Here is a 20,888-nt window from a genome sequence, read left to right on the forward strand (position 1 = left end):
GCCGCGCCGCGCAACGCGTGCACATCTCCGGACCGGCCCTGTCGCAGCAGATCATCTCGCTGGAGCGCGAGCTGGGCGCCGAGCTGTTCGTGCGGGACCGGCGGAGCGTTCGGCTGACCGAGGCCGGACGGACCTTCCTTCCGGATGCGCGCCGAATCCTTTCTCTGGCCGACGATGCCAAGCACCGGCTGCGGCAGGCCGCCGCGCGCAGCACGCCGGTGCGCCTGGGTTACGTCAGCTGGCTGCCGGAGGGCATCACCACGATGCTAGGACCGGCGGCGGATGTGCGCCTCGACGAATGGGTGCTGCCGTCGCACGCGCAGGCCGACCGCGTGGCAGAGGGCACCCTCGACATCGCGCTGGCATGGGTCACCGCCGGCCAGGTCGAGGAGCGCGGCCTGACGGCGCATCTGCTGCGGATTGAGCCGCTGCACGCGGTCATGCCCGGCATGAGTTCGGCGAAACCCGTTGCCGCGCAACGGGTAAGCGTGCTGATCGACGCGGACGAGTCGGCGTGGTCGTCGTGGAACCGGTACGCCAAGGAGTTCGCCGCCCACACCGGTGCCCGCGTCGTCCCCATCGACGACGGCGGCATCGCCGGCGACGCGTTCTACGCGCACGTGCGCAGGGTCGGCGGGCCGGTGCTCGCGTCGCCCAAGCGCCACACCGCGGCGCTCCCGCCCAGCCTGGGTCAGCGTCCCGTCGCCGAACCGGTGCCGCTGTGGACGTGGTCGCTGCTGCACCGCCGCGACGACGACCGCGCCAGCGTGCGCGGCGCCGTGGAAGCGCTGCTGGCCGTGGCCCGTACCCGCGATTGGCCGGCCCCTCCCGCCGGCCCGTGGTGGGCGCCGGCCGACGACCCCCACCTGCGGTGAGAAGTCTCACCGAGCACTGGTAGGAGAACGGTCCTGGACGGCGGGCCGGCGCTGGGCTTCAGTGAAAGTAAGCAGCCCGGAAGGCGAAAAGGCATGGCAGAGAACTACGTTGTGGATGACCTGGCCGAATTCGTCGTCGGCGCCGAGTGGGCCGATCTGGCCGAGCGTCCGCGCGCGCTGATGAAACGCAATGTGCTCGACAGCGTCGCGTGCGCCGTCGGTTCCCTGGACGGGAAGCTCGTCGCGTCGATTCGCGAACACACCGACCAGTTCAGCGGAGTGCCCACCGCGACTTTGGTGGGCGGCGGACGCGCGTCGGTGGACCAGGCCGCGTTCTTCAACGCGGTGCTGGTGCGCTACCCCGACCTGCTGGACACCTATCTGACGGTCGGGGGGCTGTGTCATCCCGCCGACAACTTGGGCGCCGTCCTGGCCGTGGCCGAGCACACGGGAGCCAGCGGGGCGGACTTCCTGCTGGCACTGGCGGTCGCCTACGAGGTTCAGTGCCGATTCAGCTCCCAGGTGCCGGTCATGGCCCGGGGTCTCAATCACGCGTTGCAGCTGTCGATGTCGGTGGCGGCGGGCACGGCCAAGCTGCTCGGTCTCAGCGTCGAGCAGACCGCCAACGCCATCGCGGCCGCCGCGACCGACAATGTGTCGCTGGCGACGGTGCACGCCGAGCCGGTCTCGAACTGGAAGGGCATCTCGCCTGCCATCACCGGCATGCGCGCGGTATACGCGACCATGCTGGCCGGCCGCGGCGTCACCGGGCCCAGGTCGCTGTTCGAGGGTCCACACGGCCTGGTGCAGCTCTTCGATCAGCCCATCGACCTGGCCACCACCGACCGGCGGCTCACCTGCGTCGAACAGACCTACCTCAAGCAGTACTGTGCCCTCATCCACGGGCAGGTCGTGATCGACGCGGTCCTGGGCCTGCGCGCCGAGAACAACCTGTGCGGCGAGGACGTCGCACGGGTGACGCTCGAGGTCTTTCAGGGCGCGTACGACTTCGCTGGCGGGGGAGCCTACGGCGGCAAGGACGATCCGCGCACCAAGGAGCAGGCAGACTACAACCTCAAATACCTCAGCGCGGTGGCACTCCTCGACGGCGGGGTGGGCCCCGAACAGCTAGAACCCGAACGGGTTTCGCGGGCCGACGTGCGGGGCCTGTTGACGCGTGTCGACGTCAAACCGGCCGCCGACCTCACCGCCGACTATCCTCGACGCACGGCGGCCCGGGTGCACCTGGTGACCCGCGACGCGCGGGAATTCGACCGCGAGCAAGCCGATTACGAGGGGTCGCCGACCCGCCCCATGTCCTGGGAACGCGTCGTGGACAAATTTCATTGGCTGGCCGAGCCGTTCTGTGACGAAGCGCTGCGCGCCGAGATCGTCACGGCCGTGGATCGCCTCGACGAGAGCCCCGTCGCCGAACTCACCGGCCTGCTGGGTGCGGCGAGCCCGACCGCCCAACGGCCACGCACCAAGTCCCGATTCTGACGCGCGCCGTGCGCGCCCCCTTGCGTCGCCCGCTGCCCGCGGTCGATGATCGGCCATGCGCAAAGATCAGGGCGGCAATCGGTGGGAGCTGGTCACCTGTGCGGTCGCGGGCCACGCCACCTACGCGCCCGACGAGGAGGACCTCGCCGCGCGGCTGAGTGGCAGCACCGGGTTGGGTGAGGTTTGGCGTTGCCTGCGCTGCGGGGAATTCACGGTGGGCGACCCGCACCGGCGGGGTCCGGCCGAGGACGCGCCAATGATCATGCGCGGCAAGGCGTTACGCCAGGCCATCATTATCCGGACGCTCGCGGTGGAACGCCTGTTCCGGGCGGTGGTGATCGCGCTCGCCGCGTATGCGGTGTGGAAGTTTCGCGGTGCACGGGGCGCGATTCAGGCCACCCTCGAACGCGACCTGCCGATCTTCCGCGCCGCCGGGTTCAAGGTCGATCAGATGACGATCGTGCACGAGTTGGAAAAGGCGCTGGCCGCCAAGCCCTCCACCCTGGCCCTGCTGACGCTGATGCTGGCCGCCTACGCGCTGCTGGAGGTCGTCGAAGGCGTCGGCCTGTGGCTGCTGAAGCGCTGGGGCGAGTACTTCGCGGTGATCGCCACCTCGGTGTTCTTGCCCCTGGAGATTCACGACCTCGCCAAGGGCATCACGATGACCCGGCTGGTCACCTTCACCATCAACGTGGCCGCCGTGATCTACCTGCTGTTCTCGAAACGTCTGTTCGGCTTGCGTGGCGGCCGCGAAGCCTACGACGAGGAACGGCGCGGTGAGCAACTGCTCGATGTCGAGGAGGCCGCCGCCAAAGCCTGACGTCAGGCCGGTGGCTGCCTGGGGTGGATGAAGATTCCTTCCGCCTCGACGGTGACGCCGTGCTCGTCGGCCAGGTGACCAACGGCGAACGTCTTGACGCCCTCGGTGCGCTCGACATGCGCCTGGACGCGCAGCGGCCGCTCCAGCTCGGTTCGGCGCCGGTAGCGCAGGGTGAGGGTCCCGGTGTAAGCGGGCCGGCCGGGCCGGTGCGCGGTCGCCCCGAGCACATGGTCGAGCACCAGCGCGCAGATGCCGCCGTGAACATGGCCGGGCGGTCCCTCGTAGGCCGCGCCCAGCGTGAATTCCGACCAAACCACGCCGTCGGGCTCGTGGTGGACCACCAACGGCGGTGCCACCGGGTTGCGCACACCGACCACCGCGTTGCCCCACGCGACGGTCTGGCCGTCGGGCAGGTAATGCACGCCGACGGGTCCGGGCTGCGCCGCCTCGCCCAATTCGGCTGCGGCCGCGTCGATCTTGGCCTGGGCCGCGGCCACCGCCGCGGGTTCCGCTTCAGTGCGGATGCTGACGTCGATGAGCCGGCGGATCGACGTGGCCAGCGGCGCGTAGACGGACTCGAGCCGGCCGAGGTCGATGCAGGGCGTTTGGTCATGCATCCCGGCAACCTAACAGGACGGCGGCTGGTAAGAACGGAGCGATGGGCACTTATGCGGTCACCGGATCGGCTTCCGGAATGGGCCACGAGACCGCGCAGCGGCTCAAGGCCGATGGGCACACCGTGATCGGCGTCGACATCAGGGGCGCCGATATCGTCGCCGACCTGTCCACCCCGCACGGTCGCGAACAGGCCGCCGACGGGGTGCTGGCGGCCGCGGACGGCAAACTCGACGGTGCCGTGCTGGCCGCGGGCCTCGGGCCCAGCCCAGGTCGAGAGCGCCTGCGCCAGATCGGCCAGGTCAATTACTTCGGCGTCGTCGAACCGCTCGTCGCCTGGCGGCCGGCGCTGGCGGCGGCCGAAAGCGCGAAAGTGGTCGTCGTGGGGAGCAATTCGTCGACGACGGTTCCGCTCGTGCCGCGCCGGACGGTGAAGGCGCTGCTCGCCGATGACGCCGACAAGGCGCTGCGCTCGGTGCGCCCGTTCGGTCCGGCGGCCTCGACGATGATGTACGCGGCGTCGAAGATCGCCGTCAGCCGCTGGGTGCGACGGCACGCGGTGCTGCCGGAATGGGCGGGCTCTGGGGTGCGCGTAAATGTCCTGGCCCCGGGGGCCATCATGACGCCGTTGCTGCAGGAACAGCTGGCGAATCCGCGGCAGGCCAAGGCCGTGCGGTCCTTCCCGGTGCCGCTCGGTGGCTTCGGCCAGGCGGGGCACATGGCCGACTGGATGTGCTTCATGCTGTCGGAGTCCGCCGAATTTCTCTGCGGGAGCGTAATTTTCGTCGACGGCGGCACCGACGCCTATTTCCGTGCCGACGATTGGCCGAAAGCGCCGCCGGCGCACGGGTTGCCCGGCTACTTGCGGCGGTTCAGACGTCCGCCGACTGTGTGACCAACGGCGGGCGCTGCGGCGGGTGTGGGTCGCGCCACAATGCGGCTTTTCGTGGCGTTCACCCCGGCGCGGCGCATCCGTAAAGCGGGCGCGGTGGAATTCAATGATTCGGCGCACAGGCCGAACAGACGAAGGATCGAAACCGTGGCAACACTGCCGTCCTGGATCAGCCAGAGCCCTGCCAACTTCGACATGGTGACGCCCATCAAGGCGCGGGCCTGCGACGCGTGGCAGGCGGTGCGCAGAAGCGCGCCACCCCGGACACGCACCGACGTGACGCTTATGCAGAGGGGCGTCGAGCGCTGCTGACGGCGCCCAATTACTGGAACCACAACACCGCGTATCACGGCTGGCTGGTCCAACTCGCGGCGCGCCACGCCGGCGATGTCCTGGATGTGGGGTGCGGTGAGGGGCTGCTGGCCGAGCGGCTGGCCTCGGTGTCGCGCAGCGTCGTCGGCATCGATGCCGACCCATCCGCGATCCGTCGGGCCAAGGATCGACTGCAGTCCGCAACGAACGTGTCGGTGCGGCTCGCTCGATTCGAAGCCTTTGAGGCTCAACCACATTCGTTTGACCTCATCACCTTCGTGGCGAGCCTGCATCACCTGCCGCTGCGTGAGACGCTGTGCAAGGCGCGCGAAATGCTCAGGCCGGCAGGAGAGCTCGCCGTCGTCGGTTTGTCGGCCAACAAGACCGTCGGCGACTGGGCATGGTCCGCCCTGTGCACACCGGCGGCGCGCGTCGGGTCGTTACTGCATCGGGAGACGCGCGGCATCGGCGTTGCCGTGGCCGATCCCCGGGAAAGTTTGCACGAGATCCGTCGGGTAACCGCGGACGTGCTGCCGGGAGCGCTCATTCGGCGAGGCCTGTACTACCGGTACCGCCTACTGTGGCGAAACCGCTGAGCCGGTCACGCGCTCGCGTTCGCGTCGGCGGGCCCGGGACGCGCGCAGGTTGGCGGCGTTGCCGCACGTTTTGACGTCGTGCCATACCCCGCTGTTGTTTTTGGAGCGGTCGTAGAACGTCGACCCGCAGCGCGGGTTATGGCACTGCTTGATGCGCCGCCAGGTGTCGCCCTGCTGACTGAGCAGAATCTCGGCCCACAGCGCCGAGGCGAGCCAGCGCCAGCCCGTGCCGCTGGGCTCCAACCGCACCTCACCGGCATCGGTGACCACGAGAGCTGCGGGGACGGCACTTCGTCCACCGGGTGCCTCGCCGACGACCAGGGAATCGATCCTGGCCCGTAAGGCGCGCAGCTTGGCCAGGTCCGCGTCGTCGAACGTGGGCACCGGCGCGTCCGTCCCGCGGGCGGCCGACCAGGCGTGCACCGCGTCCGCTACCCATTCGCCGGCGAGCGCGGGGTCGGCGAGCAGGTCCGGTCCGTACCCGTCGATGCCCCTCGTGTTGAGGAAGTCCTGAACCAGGCCCAGGCCTCCCGGTGCCGGGATGATGATGCCGTAGCGCTGTGACGCAGGCCATGGAATAGACATAGGTAAAGAATACTTGACTATGTCGTCGCCGGCACGACGGTGACAGAACCAAAATCGATACAGCTACGTCAAGGAGTGCGGATCATGGTCAACATCAAGGGGTCGACGGTCGTCGTCACCGGCGGACAGCGCGGGCTCGGCAAGGCCATCGTGGACGAGTTGTTGCAACGCGGCGCTGCCAAGGTGTACGCCACGGCGCGGACGCCCAAACCGAGTACGGATCCGCGGGTGGTCGGTGTCGAGTTGGACGTCACCAAGCCGGAGTCGGTTGCGGCCCTGGCCGTTTCGGCTCCGGATGCCGGCATCGTGATCAACAACGCGGGTGTCCTCGGCGCGCGGACGCTGCTCGACAGCGACATCGAGGAAGTGCGCGCGGTGTTCGAGACGAATTACTTCGGCGCGCTCCGCGTCGCCAAGGCGTTCGCGCCCATCCTGGCGGCCAACGGTGGCGGGGCCCTCGTCGACATAGCCTCGATCTTGTCCTGGATGCCCGGCTCCGGTGGGTACGGAGACTCCAAGGCGGCGTTGTGGTCGACGACGAATTCGTTGCGGATAGAACTCGAGAAGCAGGGCACCCTGGTCGTCGCCGCGCACCTCAGCTTCACCGACACCGACATGACCGCGGGCTTCACCGCCCCCAAGAACGACCCGCGCCAGGTGGCGCGCGCGATCGTCGACGGCATCGAAAACGACGACACCGAAGTGCTGGCCGACGACGACACCCGCTACGTCAAGGCGGCGCTATCGGGACCGGTCGACGCGCTGCCCCGGATGCCGTGAGCATGAAGGTCTGCCCGAAGGCAGATCCCCGTCCTGCGACGGTGGGTCAAGCAGGCCCTTGCGGATGGCCTCGCCCAAAAATGGGCTTGCTGCACTTCGGGCAGACCACCGGGTTGTCCCGGCATCACCACGGTCGCATCCCCGGGCCGGCGCTTCGACGGCCGAAGGTCCCCGATGCTTCGGCCGAAGGTCACATTCACACCGTGCCCCGCCGACCGTCCGCGTGTTTGGATAGCGATATGTCCGACACGGAAGCAGAACGCATCGTGAGCGCCACGCGCGTCATCGCGGCCAACGCCGCGCGGATTTTCGAGCTGATCGCCGATCCCTCCCGCCACCCCAGCTGGGACGGCAACGACAACCTCGCCTCGTCCGCTCCGGGGCAGCGGGTGCGTGCGGTCGGTGACGTGTTCAAGACGACGCTGACGAACGGCGCCGTGCGGGAGAACCACGTCGTCGAATTCGTCGAGGGCAGCAAAATCGCCTGGTGCCCAGCCGAACCCAGGAGACAGCCGCCCGGTCACCTCTGGCGCTGGGAGCTCAGCCCGGTGAACGCCGAACTCACCACGGTGACGCACACCTACGATTGGACGGCGCTGACCGACGCCACCCGCCTCGAGCGCGCCCGCGCGACGACACCGGACATGTTGCGCGAGTCCATGGACCGGCTCGCGGTGGTCGCGCAGACGCCCTCCTAAGGCCGAAGCGCGCCGGACTCAGCCGTTCTTGCCGCGGACCCACTGCACCGTGCCGAGGTTCTTCACCCGCACGCTGAGGAACCCGTGGTCTTCCAGGATGTCGGCGATCTCGTCGTCGTCGAAGACATGCGCCCCCACGTTCGGTAGCCTCTGGAAGAGCCGGGCGGCCGGGCCGACGGTGGGGACCATGACGGCGAGCCTCCCGCCCGGTCGCAGCACCCGCGCCATCTCGCCGAGGGCCGCCGCCGGATTCGGAACCAGCTGCAACACGGCCGTCGAGATGACGACGTCAACCGTGTCGTCGCGCAGCGGAAGTCGTTGCGCGTCAGCCTTGATGAAGCCGACCTGCGGCCCCGCTTCGTTGCGGACGGCGCGGGCGAGCATGGCCTCGGAGATGTCGATCCCCAGGGCCAGCCCGTCCGGACCGGCCGCGCGCGCCAGCGAGGCGGTGACGTTGCCCGGGCCCGAGCCGACGTCCAGCGCGATGCCGCCCGGCGGAATGTTCAGCCACTCGAGGGGCGTCTGCCAGGCGGCGATCAGCCGCCGCGACAGGGCCTGGGCGTTGTCGTAGAGCATCGACCCGATCGGTGACGCCCACGCGGCCTGTATCGGTCCGGTGTTTTTCGCGACGCGGTCGCCCTCGTCGGCTCCGCTGCCGAGCAGATCGAGATAGCCCTTGCTCACGTCGGGATCCGCCGGCGGATCGGTGAGCAGATCCAGCGCTCGCCGCAGCGCGGGAGGCAATGAGACGTGCACGTCAGTCATGCGTACTCCTTCGAGTGAAAAACCAAGCTGTGCGCCAGAACTCGGATCAGGGGCCAGCCTACGCCGAGCCGCGCCTGCTCACCGCCGGACGATCGCGTGCTCGCGCACCAGGGAGTACAGCCGCCACTGGCCCGGCACGCCCTTGAGCGCGGTCTCGCCGCGGTCGCCGAAGCGGTGTCGCGACCCGGTGACGATGTCGCGCAACGTCGAGGACACCAGCACTTCGCTGGCGCCGGCGAGTGCCGCCACCCGCGCGCCGATGTGCACGGCCATACCGGCGACGTCGTTGCCGCGCACCTCCACTTCGCCCGCGTGAATGCCCACCCGCACCTCGATGCCCAGCACGCGGACCGCGTCGACGATGGCGTCGGCGCAGGCGATCGCGGCGCTCGGGCTGCTGAATGTGGCGACGAATCCGTCGCCGGCCGTGTTGACTTCGCGCCCGGCGAACCGCTGCAGCTCGTGGCGCACCAGGGTGTCGTGGTTGTCCAGCAGATCGCGCCAGCGGTGATCGCCGAGCAGTGCGGCGCGCTCGGTGGAGCCGACGATGTCGGTGAACACGATCGTGGTGAGCAGGCGCTCGGCGTCGGAGCCGCCGCGCACGCCGGTGATGAACTCCTCGATCTCGTCGAGGAGGGGCGCGGTGTCGCCGACCCAGTACAAGGTGTCCTCGCCCGGGCACTCGACGAGGCGCGCCCCGGGGATGTGCTCGGCGAGGTAGTGCGCGTGCCCGATGGGACTGAAGCCGGGGTTGTCGCGATGCAGGATCAGGGTGGGCACGGCGACGCGGGGAAGCCGGTCGCGGACGTCGCCCTCCCTGACCTTGTTGATGAACGCGCGGGCCATGCTGGGCGACGCGGCCCGGTTGCCGGCCATGTCCCACCACGCACGGAACGCATCGTTGTTCGCAGCGGAGGGAGCGATGATGCCCAGCATGTCGAAGCCCTGCTCGACGGCGTCCGGCTCCATCCCGACCGTCGTGAAGCGATCGGCGTCGTCGAGGTCACTGCCGATGGGGTAGTCGGGACCCCGCAGGGTGCGGGCCGCGCCGTTGGCAATGACGAGGCTGTTCACCCGGTCGGCATGGTCGGCCGCGAGAACGACACCGGCCAACGAGGTGAAGCCCGGGGCGAAGACGGTCGCACGCTCGCATCCCACCGCGTTCATGACCGCGATGGCGTCCTGCGCCCAGGACTCCGGGCCGAGCATGTCAAGCGACGGCACCCGCGAGGACAGGCCGATGCCGCGCTGGTCGAACCGGATCACCCGGCAGAACGATGCGAGCCGGCGATGAAAGCGGTACATCGACGGCTCGAGGTCGACGCAGTCGATGGGAATCAACGGGCCCGGCAGCACGAGCAGGTCGATCGGGCCATCGCCGAAGACCTGATAGGCGATGTCGATCTCGCCGCAACTGGCGTACCGGGTCCGCGGAGCCGCAGAATTCCCAGCCACGCATTCAGGCTAGTGCAGGTCACCGACAAGCCGGAACGGCTCAACCGCGGATGATCGGCACCAGATAGCGGGCGGCGTACTCGCGGACGGCCGCGGGATCCGACGTGTCGAGCCGGTCGGTGGGAAACACGATGATGCCCAGGGCGACGCGAAGCAGGATGTCGGCGATGTTGATCAGGTCGCGTTCGGGGATGTCGGCCCCGCACCGGCGCAGGGTGTGCGCGATCCCGTCGGCGAACTGACCGATGGGGAAGGCATTCGAGCGGGAGAACATGCCCAACAGCTCGGGTTCGCTGTCCACGATCCGCGAGTACAGCGGCGAGTCGTGGACCAGGCGCACGCCCAGCGCGAACGCCTCGACCACGGCCTGCTGCGGATCGCAGCCGGTGGTCGCGCGGTCCAGCGTGCTGAAGAACGATTCGGCCTCGCGCCGCACCACATGCCCGAACAGGTCGTCCTTGGTGGGGAAGCGCCGGTAGACCGTGCTGCGGCTGACGCGGGCACGCGCGGCGATGTCCTCGATGTTGGCCCGGCGCACACCGTAGGTCTCGAACACGGCGCGCGCGGTGTCCAGGATGGTGCGGTCCAGGTCGGTGAGCGAATCCGCTGCGAGATTGCCGCCAAGGCTGTGGTTCGGCATGGATCACGACCCCCACTGCAATCTGGCCGCGCGGTTGCTAGGCTGACACAAAGATACGAGTTTGTGTCATTGATTCGCAAGGACGTCTGTAGCGGGGAGGGGAGCATGACGGCCCACGACGACGAACTGGCCGCCGCGACCGTCGGATCCCGATTCGACACCGGCGTTCGGGAAGCGTTGCCCATGCCGGTCGACGGGCCGGTCGGCGAGGCCGACGGCCTGACGCGGCTGGGGCCCGAGTCGCTGATCTGGAAGTTCTACGGGGACAACCGCACCCAGTTCTTCGGGTTCCAGCGCACCGCCGGGGTCGAGAACTGCATCGAGCAACTGGCCCAGGGCGTGCTCGACCACTCGGTGGTCTTCAGCGACACTTTGGGGCGGGCCAAGCGGACCGCGCCACCGCTGATGAAGACCGTCTACTCCGACGAACCGCGCCAGTGGGGCCGCAAGGTCCGGGACTTCCACAAGACGATCAAGGGCACCATCAGTGACGGCTCGCGGTATCACGCGCTGAATCCGGAGCTCTTCTACTGGGCGCACGCCAGCTTCGTCGACCAGGTCATCTACAACGCCGATACGTTCATCCGCCGGCTGTCCTTCGCGGAGAAGGAGCAGATCTTCAACGAGGGCAAGGTGTGGTACGGCCTCTACGGCGTCAGCGACCGCGGCCAGCCGCAGACCTACGACGAGTTCCTCGCCTACTGGGACGAGATGCTCGAGCGGTTCGTCCCGCATAAGACCGTCTTGTACGGCACCGGCTACATCAGGAAGGGGATCCCGGGCCCGGGCTGGATTCCGCGACCCGTCTGGAAGGTGTTGTCCGCGCCGCTCAACGCCTACACCCGCCTGGTGTTGGTCGGGACCATGCCGCCGCAGATGCGCGAGGTCTGCCAGCTGGAGTGGAATGCGAAGAAGGAGAAGCGGTTTCAGCGGTTCGCCGCCGCGATACGCGCCCTCAACCCGCTGATCAACCGGCTGCCGGTCGGGGTGATCTACACCCCGTGGGCGGCCAGCGCGTGGCGGCGCTCGGGCATCGACCCGCGCCGGCTGCACAACCACGCCCGCTAGCCGACGGGAGGCGCCGTTTCCGCTCGGTGCTCAGGAGCGGCGTTCGGCGGCGGCGATGCCGCCCTTGAGGAGCTCGTCGATGACCTTCTTGAACACCGGCAGCATCAGCCAGTCAACACCGGGGATCTTCAGCGTTGACCGTAGATGCCAGCTGACCTCGGTTCCCCCGCCTGCTGCACGCAGCTGGACCGTGCCGACGTGGTCCCGGGTCGGTGCGCCCGAGAGCATCTTGTACGCGTAGCGGGTGGGCCGCTCATACTCGATGATCTCCTCGACGAACGGGGGGCCGATGGCCACCAGGCGTCTGATCGCGCCGACGCCGTTTGGGGCGGGGGTTCCCTCGCGATCGAGCGTGCTGCGCCGGAAGGCCCAGACGTAGTCCGCGATTCCGCGGTGGTCGGTCATGGTGTCGAACACGGTCTCGATCGGCGCCGTGGAGGTCCGGGTCAGGGTGAACTCGATCATCCGCATGCCCAGCTTCCGATACGACCTGCCGGTATCCAGTTGTCCGCCATCATGATCCGTCCCCTTTCGCTACACAGAACATAGTCCTGTGGCCGGGGGCGCATCGAGGCCGCGTCACCCCCTTGAGGTGAACAGGGGGTACACGGCACCGAAATTCCATGCGAAGTAAGCCAATACGGCGGGAGGAGCTTGGCGATCGGTTGGCGATGGGCCAGGATCGAGGGCATGGCCGATGTCGATTTCTCGCTGTTGCACGTCCCGAGATCGGAACCGGTCGAGGATCCCGAGGCCTATCTGCGCGCGGCGATCGCCTGGCACTTCGGTGAGGACACCGGTTCGGCGTTCTGGTTGCGGACCGCCGCGACCCTGGACTTCGACCCGATGGCCGACGTCAACACCTTCGCCGATCTGCGACTGTTTCCCAACCTCGTCAACGAACTGCGCGGCGTGCCGGTGGAAGATCTCGTTCCGCGCGGCTACGGAACGCCGCCGCCGGTGCCCCAGATATTCGAGTCCGGCGGCACCACGGGAGCCCCGAAACGCACTGTGCAACTGCCGGATTGGGTCGCGCAGGTGGTGCGGTGGCAGACCGAGGATTTCGCCACCGGCGGGTTTCGCCGTGGCCGGGGTTTCCTGTGCCTGATGCCCAGCGGGCCGCACGGCGTGGGCTACTTCTCGCGGCTGGTCTCCGAGCGGCTCGGCGCCGCCTTCCACGCGATCGACATCGATCCGCGTTGGGTCAAGAAGATCGCCGCCCGCGGCGGTGCCTCCGAAGTCGGCGCCTACGTCGACCATGTCGTCGAGCAGGCCGTGTTCGTGCTGGAGACGCAGAACGTCGCGAACCTGCACACCACCCCGCCGCTGCTCGAGGCGATCGCCCGGGACGACGGGCTGGTCGACCTGGTGAATGACAAGATCCGCTACCTGTTGCTCAGCGGCGCGCATGTGGACGCCGACACCCTCGACCTGCTCCGCGGCATCTTCCCGGACACCACGATCACCATGGCCTTCGGCAGCACGATGGTGCTATCCCAAGCGGTTACCCGGACGGCCGACGGCGACGCGTTCGTGTTCGACCCTCGGACACCGTACGTGGTGTTCTGGGTGATCGATCCCGACACTGGAGAACGGGTGCCCTACGGGCAGACCGGTCAGGTGGTGATGAACCACATCAGCAAGGGCATGTTCATCCCGAACAACCTCGAGCGCGATCTGGCGGTCCGGATGCCCGGTCCGGCGGGCGAGCTCAGCGACTCGGTCAGTGCGGTGCGGCCGGTGGCCACCTTCGAGGGCGAGGCCGTCATCGAAGGCGTGTACTGACCATGGCAGGCGAACAAGCCGACACCGCAACTGATTTGGCGGCGATCGATGCACTCGGCCCCGACGGGGACTACCGTACCCGCCGTCGGGAGGTCATCTTCAGCACCGCCGGCGCCGCGGTCGCCGAGTTGAGCCTCGTGCCGCCGCTGTATGTTTCGCGCACCCTGGCCGCGCAACGCAAAGTCGCCCCCCTGCCGGTCGAGCGGCGCGCGGCGGCGCTGTCGCAGGCCGCCGGCATCTTCGCGGACGGGGTCGTCGCCGGCCTGGACTTCGAGGCGTACGTCCGGCTGGCCAGCCGGATTTCGGGGTTGCCCATAGCGGTGACCCGCGGCGGGGCGCGCAGCGTCGCCGACGCCGTCGGCGGCGCATTCGACGCGGTCCGGCCGGCCCGGCCGGTGGGCGCGGCGTTCGATTGGCGTGAGGAACCCGCGCACCGCGGTGGCGCGGTGTGGGTGCGGCGCGGGGAGGTCTTCGCCGTGCACGCGGCCGGGAACGGTCCAGGCGTGCACGGCCTGTGGCCGCAGGCGCTCGCGCTCGGCTACCGGGTCGCGGTGCGCCCGTCGCGTCGCGAGCCGCTGACCGCGCACCGGCTGGTACACGCCTTGCGGCAGGCGGGTTTTCGTCCCGAGGACGCCGTCTACCTACCCACCGACCACGCCGGCGCCGACGAGATCATCCGCGCGGCCGACCTCGCCATGGTGTACGGCGGCCAGCAGGTCGTCGACAAGTACGCCGACGACCCGACGGTCATCGTGAACGGCCCGGGGCGCAGCAAGATCCTCATCACCGCCGACCACGATTGGCGCGACCACGTCGACGTGATCGTCGACTCGATCGCCAACCTCGGGGGCATGGCTTGCGTCAACACCACCGCCGTGCTCTGCCAGGGTGACCCCGGCCCGCTGGCGCATGCGATCGCGCAGCGGTTGGCGGCGATCGAGCCGCTGCCCACCGACGACGAGCGTGCGCTGCTACCCACCCAGCGCCTCGATCACGCCCAGGCGCTGGCGGATTACCTGGCGGCCAAGGCCGCCGGATCGACGCCGCTGCTGGGTGCCGACCAGGTGGTGGCCGATCTCGGCGACGGCTTCGCGGCGCTGCGCCCCGCCGTGCACCTGCTGCCCGCGCCCGTCGCGGACACCCTCAACGTTGAGCTGCCCTTTCCCTGCGTGTGGGTTTCGCCATGGTCGCCCGGCGCGGGCGTGGAACCGTTGCGGCACTCGTTGGTGGTCACCGCGATGACCGATGACGAGCGGCTGATCGACGAGCTGCTCGCCGAACCGACGATCGCCAACGTGTATGCCGGCCCCCATCCGACGTGGCACGCGGCGCCCGGCATCCCGCACGACGGGTTCCTGGCGGACGCCCTGATGCGCAACAAGGGCTTCCTCCGGGACCCTCGCTGACGCGCCGGCTCATCCGCCGAGCGGCGACCTCAACTAAGCGACGCTCAGCTTCCGAAGCCGCCCCTGCCGCTCGCGACGGTCGAGGCTCCAGCGGTCCCCGCGTCGAGGTGGCTGGAGGCGAAGGCGACGCCCTTGTCGATCATGGCGCCGTCGTCGGCGTAGGTGTTGTGGGCGGCGAAGTTCATGCCGTCGGAGCAGACCGGGTCTTCGGTGGCGCAGACTTTGATGGTCTTGTCCTGATACGCGGGGCCGATGACGACGGGGGGTTCGCCGAGGAAGTTCATCGCGCGCACGTTGGGCATGCCGAAGAGCACGACCGAGGACACGTGGCTGGCCACCGCGGGGTCCAGGGGCTTGGGCACGGTGTTGGGGTCGACGCCGTCGGGGACCGAGGGTGAGGTGACGAAGCCCATCACGGCCGCGCCTTGGGAGTAGCCGCCGAGCACCATCTTGGTGTTGGGGCAGTCGTGGGCCATCGAATTGACATGGGCCGCGGCGTCTCTGATGCCGTCGATGCCGGTGTCCCATTGGTCGCTGGCGGGGTAGTTGACCGGGTAGACGTCGAAGGACTTGGCGCCGATGCGCGAGTGCAGGGAGTCGACGAAGGCCTGTCCGGTGGGGCCGACGCCGGGGGCTTCGCCGGTGCCGCGGGCAAACACCACTTGCACGTCCGGACACTGGGCGGCGGCGGAGGGGATGACAGAACCAGCGAGCGCCGACGCGCCGAGGCCGGATGCTGCAACTACTGCTGGACCTACTAAACGGGCTATTTGACGTGCGATCATGCCGCAATTGTGCCCAGTCGTTCCCCCGCCTAAACGGGTGAAAGCATGGAAATTACTGCGAATTCACACAACCGCGGTTCCCCCGCGGTTTGCGGGGCCGAGATGGCTTGCGCGCGCGCCCGATCCGGCACCGCGGCGGCCGGTGATCAGGCGCCGGCTCGACGGGAGCGCCAACGTCGGGGCGGGGCACGGGCCCGCATCGCGATGTGGTCTGCTAACTATGACGACTCGGGCGCCCGGTGAAGCCATCCGCCGGTGCTCGACGCGCGAAGTGAATGCGGCGGCAAAGTTGAACGTAATAGTGCAGGCCCTGAACAAGGTCACGGACCACGTGGCCAATCCGGCGCGAGTGTCGGATCCCGACAAGCTGCGCCGCGCCGTCGCCGGCAAGACCGTGCTGGTCACCGGCGCCTCCTACGGCATCGGCGAGGCGACCGCCCGTAGCCTGGCCGCCGCGGGCGCCACCGTGCTGGTGGTCGCCCGGTCCGAGGAACGGCTCGGCGACCTGGCGGCGTCGATCAACGCCGCAGGCGGTCGGGCGACGGCATACCCGACCGACCTCACCGACGAGGCGGCTGTCAGCGCGCTGACCAAGGAGATCACCGAGCAGCACGGTGCGATCGACATCCTGGTCAGCAACGCCGGCAAGTCGTTGCGCCGCTCGCTGCATCAGCAGTACGACCGGCCGCACGATTTTCAACGCACCATCGACATCAACTATCTCGGGCCCATCCGGCTGCTGCTGGGACTCCTGCCGGCCATGCGTGAAAGCGGGCGCGGGCACATCGTGAACGTCTCCAGTGTCGGCGTGCGCGTCGTGCCGGGGCCGCAGTGGGGCGCTTACCAGGCGTCGAAGGGCGCTTTCGACCGGTGGCTGCGCAGCGTGGCCCCGGAACTGCACGCCGACGGTGTAGAGGTCACCACCGTGTACTTCGCCCTGGTCCGGACCCGGATGATCGAACCCACGCCCATCCTGGGCCGGCTCCCCGGCTTGTCGGCCGACCAGGCCGCCGACGCGATCGCCAAGGCGATCATCGAGCGGCCCCGCAGCAACGAGCCGCCGTGGGTGTTGCCGGCCGAGTTGGCCTCGGTGCTGTTGGCGGGGCCGGCCGAACGCGCGGCCCGGCTGTGGTACCGGCGGTTCTTCTCGGATTCCGGCGACGAGGAGGCCCGGCGATGAGCAACGAGGGCGTGGTCGGCACCGCGGCGCGGGCGCTGCTGCGGTCCCGACTGCTCGCTCCACCGTCGCCGCCGGCGGCCCTGCGGCTGATCCGGGAGGCGCGCCGGGGCGGCACCAACCCGTACACCCTGCTGGCGGTGACCGCGACTCGATGGCCCAACCGGGCCGCGATCGTCGACGACGACGGCGTCTGGGATTACCGGCAGCTGCAGTCGGCGACCGAAGCGCTGGCACGCCGGTTGTCCCGTGAGGGTGCCGGACCCGGCGACGCGGTGGGCATCATGTGCCGCAACGGCCGCGGCTTCATCGCCGGGGTCTTCGGCGCCGCCCTGGTGGGCGCCGACGTGGTCCTGGTCAATACGGACTTCCGCAGCGACGCCCTGGCCTCCGCGATGAGCGGTCATCGGATCACCGCGATGGTCGCCGACGCCGAATTCGGCGAGCGCGCCCTGGCCGCCGACGGATCGGTCGTGGTGATCGATCCGGCCACGATCGTCGCCGAGGAGGGTGAGCCGCGGCCCGACGTGGCCAAGCCGGGCCGGATCATTCTGCTGACGTCGGGCACCACCGGCACGCCCAAGGGGGTGCCGCGCTCACCGCAGCTGCGTTCCGCGGTGGGCGTGTGGGTAACGATCCTCGATCGCACCGGCCTGCGCACCGGGTCGCGAATCTCGGTGGCGATGCCCATGTTTCACGGGCTGGGGCTGGGCATGCTGATGCTCACCGTGGCCCTGGGCGGCACGGTGCTAACCCACCGCCACTTCGACGCCGAAGCCGCGCTCGCGCAGGCGTCGCTGCATCGCGCCGACGCGTTCACGGCGGTGCCGGTTGTGCTCGCGCGCATCCTCGCCCTGCCCGAGCGGGTGCGGGCCCGCAACCCCGTGCCCTACCTGCGGGTCGTGATGTCGAGCGGGGACCGGCTCGACCCCACTTTGGGGCAGCGGTTCATGGACGCCTACGGCGACATCCTCTACAACGGCTATGGCTCCACCGAGGTCGGCATCGGCGCGCTCGCAACTCCCGCGGAGTTGCGCGAAGCGCCCGAGACCGTCGGGAAACCGGTCGCCGGCTGCCCGGTGCGCATCCTCGACAAGAACGGCAAGCCCGTCGGTGCGCGCGTCACCGGCCGCATTTTCGTGGGCGGCGAGCTGGCCAGCGAGGGGTATACCGGCGGTGGCGACAAGCCAGGCGCCAAGGCCGTCGTCGACGGCATGACCAGCACCGGCGACATGGGCTACCTCGACAATGCCGGCCGGCTGTACATCGTCGGCCGCGAGGACGACATGATCATCTCCGGCGGGGAGAACGTCTATCCGCGCGCGGTCGAGAACGCCCTCGCTCAGCACCCGGCGATCGCCGACAACGCGGTCATCGGCGTCCCCGACGAAAAGTTCGGTCATCGATTGGCCGCGTTCGTGGTCCTGAACCCCGACACTGACGCCGATGAAACGACGTTGCGGGAGTACCTCAAGGGCAAAGTCTCGCGATTCGAGCAGCCCCGGGACATCAACATCGTCACCAGCATCCCCCGCAATCCGGCGGGCAAGGTCGTGCGCAGGGAGCTGTCCGGCTAGGCGCGCGGCGAAAGCCCTACTGCTGCTTGGGTTCCAGGGCGGCGACCTGCTTGGCCAGCCAGTTCGGCGCCAGCACCGAGACGACGGTGGCGCCCGCGGTGGCGCTGATGACGCCGGTCCAGGCGACCGGGCCCAGCGGGGTGCAACCGAAGAAGTGGCTGACGCCGGGGGTTTGGACGATGGCGACCAGCACACCCGCGCTCCCCAGCGCCGTGCCCAGCACCAGCGGGCTGTGGCGGCGCGTCAGCAGGGTCTGCGCGAGCTGCGTGGTCACCAGCGCGGTGAGTCCCATCGTCGACGTGCGGCGTTCGGTGCCCGGTGTCCAGCGACCGATGGCCCAGGCCGCGGTCGCGCCCGCGGCCGTGATGGCGCCCCGCGTGACGATCTGCCGCATCAGCGGCGCGTCGAGGGAGGGCGGAGGCCCGGACAGCGTCGCCAACTGGAACGCGCGGTGTAATTCCTCGGCGTCGCGGTCGACCCCCTCCTCGTCCTCCTCGGGCTCGGAGAACTGTGGGGTGACGGCGACCGCAAGGGCGGGGAACATGTCGGTGAGCAGGTTCACCAGCAGCAGCTGGCGGGTGCCCACCGGGGCCCGGCCGGTGCCCAGGGCGGTGCCGATGAGGGTGAACAGCACCTCGCCGACGTTGCCGCCGACCAGGATGCCCACCGCGTCGCGGACGCCACCCCACATCCCGCGCCCCTCGACCAGCGCGTCGAGCAGCACGCCCAGATCGTTGTCGGTCAGCACGATGTCGGCCGCCCCGCGCGCTGCGGACGAGCCGCGACCGCTCACACCGATGCCCACATCGGCCATCCGGATCGCGGCCGCGTCGTTGGCCCCATCGCCGACCATCGCGACCGCCTGCCCGCTGTCCTGCAGCGCCGCGACGATCTGCACCTTCTGCTCCGGGCTGACGCGGGCGAAGACCTGGACGTCGGCGGCGACCTTGGCGCGATCCTCCTCACCGAACGCGACGAGTTCGGCGCCGGTCATCTCGCGCGCGTCCGCCGGCAGACCCAGTTGCCGGGCGATCGCCCGCGCGGTCACCGGGTGGTCGCCGGTGATCAGCACCACCCGCCGGCCGGCTTCCACGAGCGCCTCGATCAGCGGCCGCGCCGACGCCCGCGCGGTGTCCGCCAATCCGACGTAGCCGATCAACTCGAGGTCGTGCGCGGCGGCGTCGACGGCATCGGCGTCGGTGTCCTCCTCGCCGGTCCCGTGCTCCCACGTGCGCTGGGCGACCGCCAGCACCCGCAGGCCCTGCTCGGCAAGGCGCAGCACCAACGACTCCGCGCGGTCGAGGTCGGCGTCCGCATCGGCGAAGCGGCAGCGCGGAAACACTTCTTCCGGCGCGCCTTTGACCATGAGCATCGGCCCGCCGTTTCCGGCCGACGTGCCGATCGCGGCGGAGTAACCGCGGCTGGATTCGAACGGTACATCGGCGAGCACGGTCCAGCCCGAGTCCCATTGGGAGTCAATGGAATTCGCCGCTGTGAGGATCGCCTCGTCGGTCGCGTGCGCGTGGCCGCCGCCGTTGTGGGGCTGCGTGCTGCTGCGCGCGGCGGCCCGCACCACCGCGGCCGACGCCGGGTCGGTGACGTCGGGGAACGGAGCGTCCACGCCGGCCCCGTGCGGGACGCCGCGGACGACGCGCAGGCGGTTCTCGGTGAGCGTGCCGGTCTTGTCGAAACACACCGTCTCGACCCGGCCCAGCGCTTCGACCGCCCGCGGGGTGCGGACCAGCACCCCGCGCCGCGACAACCGCTGGGCGGCGGCCAGCTGGGCCAGGGTGGCCACCAACGGCAGGCCCTCGGGGACGGCGGCCACGGCGATGGCCACCCCATCGGCTACCGCCTGACGCAACGTTCCCTGATGCAGCAGCGCCAACGCGGTCACCGTCGCGCCGCCGGCCAGGGTCAGCGGCAGAACCTTGCTGGTCAGCTCGCGCAACCGGGCCTGCACCCCGGCCGCGGACTCGACGTCGGCGATCGCCGAGATCGCGCGCTGGGCGGCGGTGCCCGCACCCGTCGCGACGACGATCGCGCGGGCGTGCCCGGCGACGATCGTGCTGCCCTCGAACAGCATGCTGGCGCGATCGGAGTCGGCGACGGCGACGGGCTCGACCTGCTTGTCCACCGGCAGCGACTCGCCGGTGAGGAAGGATTCGTCGACTTCGAGGTCCTCGGCGACCAGCAGGCGGGCGTCCGCCGGGACCACCTCGGGGGCGGCCAGGTCGATGATGTCGCCGGGCCGCAGCGACTTCGCGTTCACCGAGACCGTGCGTTCGACGGTGCGGGCCGCCTCCAGCCGGCGGTGCGCCGTGGCCACCGCGGGGAGCACCACGCGCCGCGCGTATTGATCCTGCTCGGCGAACAGCTCGGCGACGGCGGCCTCGGCCCGCAACCGCTGCACCCCGCCGGCGACGGCGTTGGCGGTCATCACGCCCGCCACCAGCAGCGCGTCGACGCTGCTGCCGACGATCGCCGAGGCCGCCGCCCCCACGGCCAGGATCGGCGTCAGCGGATCCGACAACTCGGCCCGCGTCGCGGTCAGCAG

20 protein-coding genes are annotated in these 20,888 nt (G+C 69.7%); 12 read left to right on the top strand and 8 right to left on the bottom strand.

The window, feature by feature from the left end; genetic code table 11:
- From A5711_RS05450 to A5711_RS05460, 3 genes are all read left to right on the top strand, one after another.
- On the top strand, positions 1–875 hold an 875-nt coding region (locus A5711_RS05450), incomplete at its 5' end, for a LysR family transcriptional regulator (RefSeq protein WP_067944623.1).
- A 111-nt stretch (positions 876–986) separates the two neighbouring features.
- Positions 987–2,375, top strand: coding sequence for an MmgE/PrpD family protein (locus A5711_RS05455; RefSeq protein WP_082975655.1), 1,389 nt, complete (start codon positions 987–989; stop codon positions 2,373–2,375).
- Between the two features lie 55 nt (positions 2,376–2,430).
- Positions 2,431–3,195 carry a DUF2127 domain-containing protein gene (locus A5711_RS05460; protein WP_067944625.1) on the top strand — a complete coding sequence of 255 codons (765 nt, stop codon included), beginning with the start codon at positions 2,431–2,433 and terminating at the stop codon, positions 3,193–3,195.
- A 2-nt stretch (positions 3,196–3,197) separates the two neighbouring features.
- On the opposite strand, the gene A5711_RS05465 is transcribed toward A5711_RS05460, so the two are convergent.
- Positions 3,198–3,812, bottom strand: coding sequence for a PaaI family thioesterase (locus tag A5711_RS05465; protein ID WP_067944626.1), 615 nt, complete (start codon positions 3,810–3,812; stop codon positions 3,198–3,200).
- A 41-nt stretch (positions 3,813–3,853) separates the two neighbouring features.
- Here A5711_RS05465 and A5711_RS05470 point away from each other — a divergent pair, with 41 nt between their 5' ends.
- Together A5711_RS05470 and A5711_RS05475 are read left to right on the top strand one after the other, a co-directional pair.
- Positions 3,854–4,705: an SDR family oxidoreductase gene (locus tag A5711_RS05470; protein WP_067944627.1), complete on the top strand. Its 852-nt coding sequence runs from the start codon at positions 3,854–3,856 to the stop codon at positions 4,703–4,705.
- Positions 4,706–5,010: 305 nt separating this feature from the next.
- Complete coding sequence (locus A5711_RS05475) at positions 5,011–5,610, top strand: bifunctional 2-polyprenyl-6-hydroxyphenol methylase/3-demethylubiquinol 3-O-methyltransferase UbiG (protein WP_067944636.1); 600 nt, start codon at positions 5,011–5,013, stop codon at positions 5,608–5,610.
- Here the strand turns inward: A5711_RS05475 and A5711_RS05480 are convergent.
- Positions 5,590–6,195, bottom strand: coding sequence for a CGNR zinc finger domain-containing protein (locus A5711_RS05480; protein ID WP_231987419.1), 606 nt, complete (start codon positions 6,193–6,195; stop codon positions 5,590–5,592). The two genes, A5711_RS05475 and A5711_RS05480, sit on opposite strands and share 21 nt — an antisense overlap.
- Positions 6,196–6,279: 84 nt before the next feature.
- Between A5711_RS05480 and A5711_RS05485 the strand changes: the two genes are divergently transcribed.
- Positions 6,280–6,975, top strand: coding sequence for an SDR family oxidoreductase (locus A5711_RS05485; protein WP_067944638.1), 696 nt, complete (start codon positions 6,280–6,282; stop codon positions 6,973–6,975).
- A gap of 239 nt (positions 6,976–7,214) precedes the next feature.
- The gene (locus tag A5711_RS05490) at positions 7,215–7,673 is read left to right on the top strand and encodes an SRPBCC family protein (RefSeq protein WP_067944628.1); all 459 of its coding nucleotides are present in this window, start codon (positions 7,215–7,217) and stop codon (positions 7,671–7,673) included.
- An 18-nt stretch (positions 7,674–7,691) separates the two neighbouring features.
- Here A5711_RS05490 and A5711_RS05495 read toward each other — a convergent pair whose 3' ends face one another.
- The 3 genes from A5711_RS05495 to A5711_RS05505 form a co-directional block, all read right to left on the bottom strand.
- Positions 7,692–8,438 (bottom strand): methyltransferase domain-containing protein, encoded by a 747-nt coding sequence (locus A5711_RS05495; protein WP_067944629.1) that lies wholly within the window; start codon positions 8,436–8,438, stop codon positions 7,692–7,694.
- A gap of 78 nt (positions 8,439–8,516) precedes the next feature.
- On the bottom strand, positions 8,517–9,893 hold the full coding sequence (locus A5711_RS05500) for an adenylate/guanylate cyclase domain-containing protein (RefSeq protein WP_067944630.1): 1,377 nt from the start codon (positions 9,891–9,893) through the stop codon (positions 8,517–8,519).
- 40 nt (positions 9,894–9,933) lie between these two features.
- Positions 9,934–10,533: a TetR/AcrR family transcriptional regulator gene (locus A5711_RS05505; RefSeq protein WP_067944631.1), complete on the bottom strand. Its 600-nt coding sequence runs from the start codon at positions 10,531–10,533 to the stop codon at positions 9,934–9,936.
- Positions 10,534–10,638: 105 nt separating this feature from the next.
- On the opposite strand from A5711_RS05505, the gene A5711_RS05510 reads away from it, so the two are divergent.
- Positions 10,639–11,601 (top strand): oxygenase MpaB family protein, encoded by a 963-nt coding sequence (locus A5711_RS05510; RefSeq protein WP_067944632.1) that lies wholly within the window; start codon positions 10,639–10,641, stop codon positions 11,599–11,601.
- A gap of 30 nt (positions 11,602–11,631) precedes the next feature.
- Here the strand turns inward: A5711_RS05510 and A5711_RS05515 are convergent, their stop codons facing one another.
- Positions 11,632–12,072 carry an SRPBCC family protein gene (locus A5711_RS05515; RefSeq protein WP_231987420.1) on the bottom strand — a complete coding sequence of 147 codons (441 nt, stop codon included), beginning with the start codon at positions 12,070–12,072 and terminating at the stop codon, positions 11,632–11,634.
- A 219-nt stretch (positions 12,073–12,291) separates the two neighbouring features.
- Between A5711_RS05515 and A5711_RS05520 the strand changes: the two genes are divergently transcribed.
- Together A5711_RS05520 and A5711_RS05525 are read left to right on the top strand one after the other, a co-directional pair.
- Entirely contained in the window at positions 12,292–13,386 is a 1,095-nt protein-coding gene (locus tag A5711_RS05520; protein WP_067944633.1) for an AMP-binding protein, read from the top strand.
- 35 nt (positions 13,387–13,421) lie between these two features.
- Positions 13,422–14,792, top strand: coding sequence for an aldehyde dehydrogenase family protein (locus tag A5711_RS05525; RefSeq protein WP_067944640.1), 1,371 nt, complete (start codon positions 13,422–13,424; stop codon positions 14,790–14,792).
- A gap of 44 nt (positions 14,793–14,836) precedes the next feature.
- On the opposite strand, the gene A5711_RS05530 is transcribed toward A5711_RS05525, so the two are convergent.
- Positions 14,837–15,577, bottom strand: coding sequence for a cutinase family protein (locus A5711_RS05530; RefSeq protein ID WP_067944634.1), 741 nt, complete (start codon positions 15,575–15,577; stop codon positions 14,837–14,839).
- Positions 15,578–15,866: 289 nt separating this feature from the next.
- Between A5711_RS05530 and A5711_RS05535 the strand changes: the two genes are divergently transcribed.
- Together A5711_RS05535 and A5711_RS05540 are read left to right on the top strand one after the other, a co-directional pair.
- Entirely contained in the window at positions 15,867–16,757 is an 891-nt protein-coding gene (locus A5711_RS05535; protein ID WP_067944641.1) for an SDR family NAD(P)-dependent oxidoreductase, read from the top strand.
- Complete coding sequence (locus A5711_RS05540; protein ID WP_067944635.1) at positions 16,754–18,331, top strand: AMP-binding protein; 1,578 nt, start codon at positions 16,754–16,756, stop codon at positions 18,329–18,331. The genes A5711_RS05535 and A5711_RS05540 overlap by 4 nt, the downstream gene beginning before the upstream one ends.
- Before the next feature lie 16 nt (positions 18,332–18,347).
- Here the strand turns inward: A5711_RS05540 and A5711_RS05545 are convergent.
- Positions 18,348–20,888: cation-translocating P-type ATPase (locus tag A5711_RS05545; RefSeq protein WP_156744793.1), on the bottom strand; the 2,541-nt coding region annotated here is incomplete at its 5' end.

This window comes from Mycobacterium sp. E2238, assembly GCF_001672665.1.
GTDB lineage: Bacteria > Actinomycetota > Actinomycetes > Mycobacteriales > Mycobacteriaceae > Mycobacterium.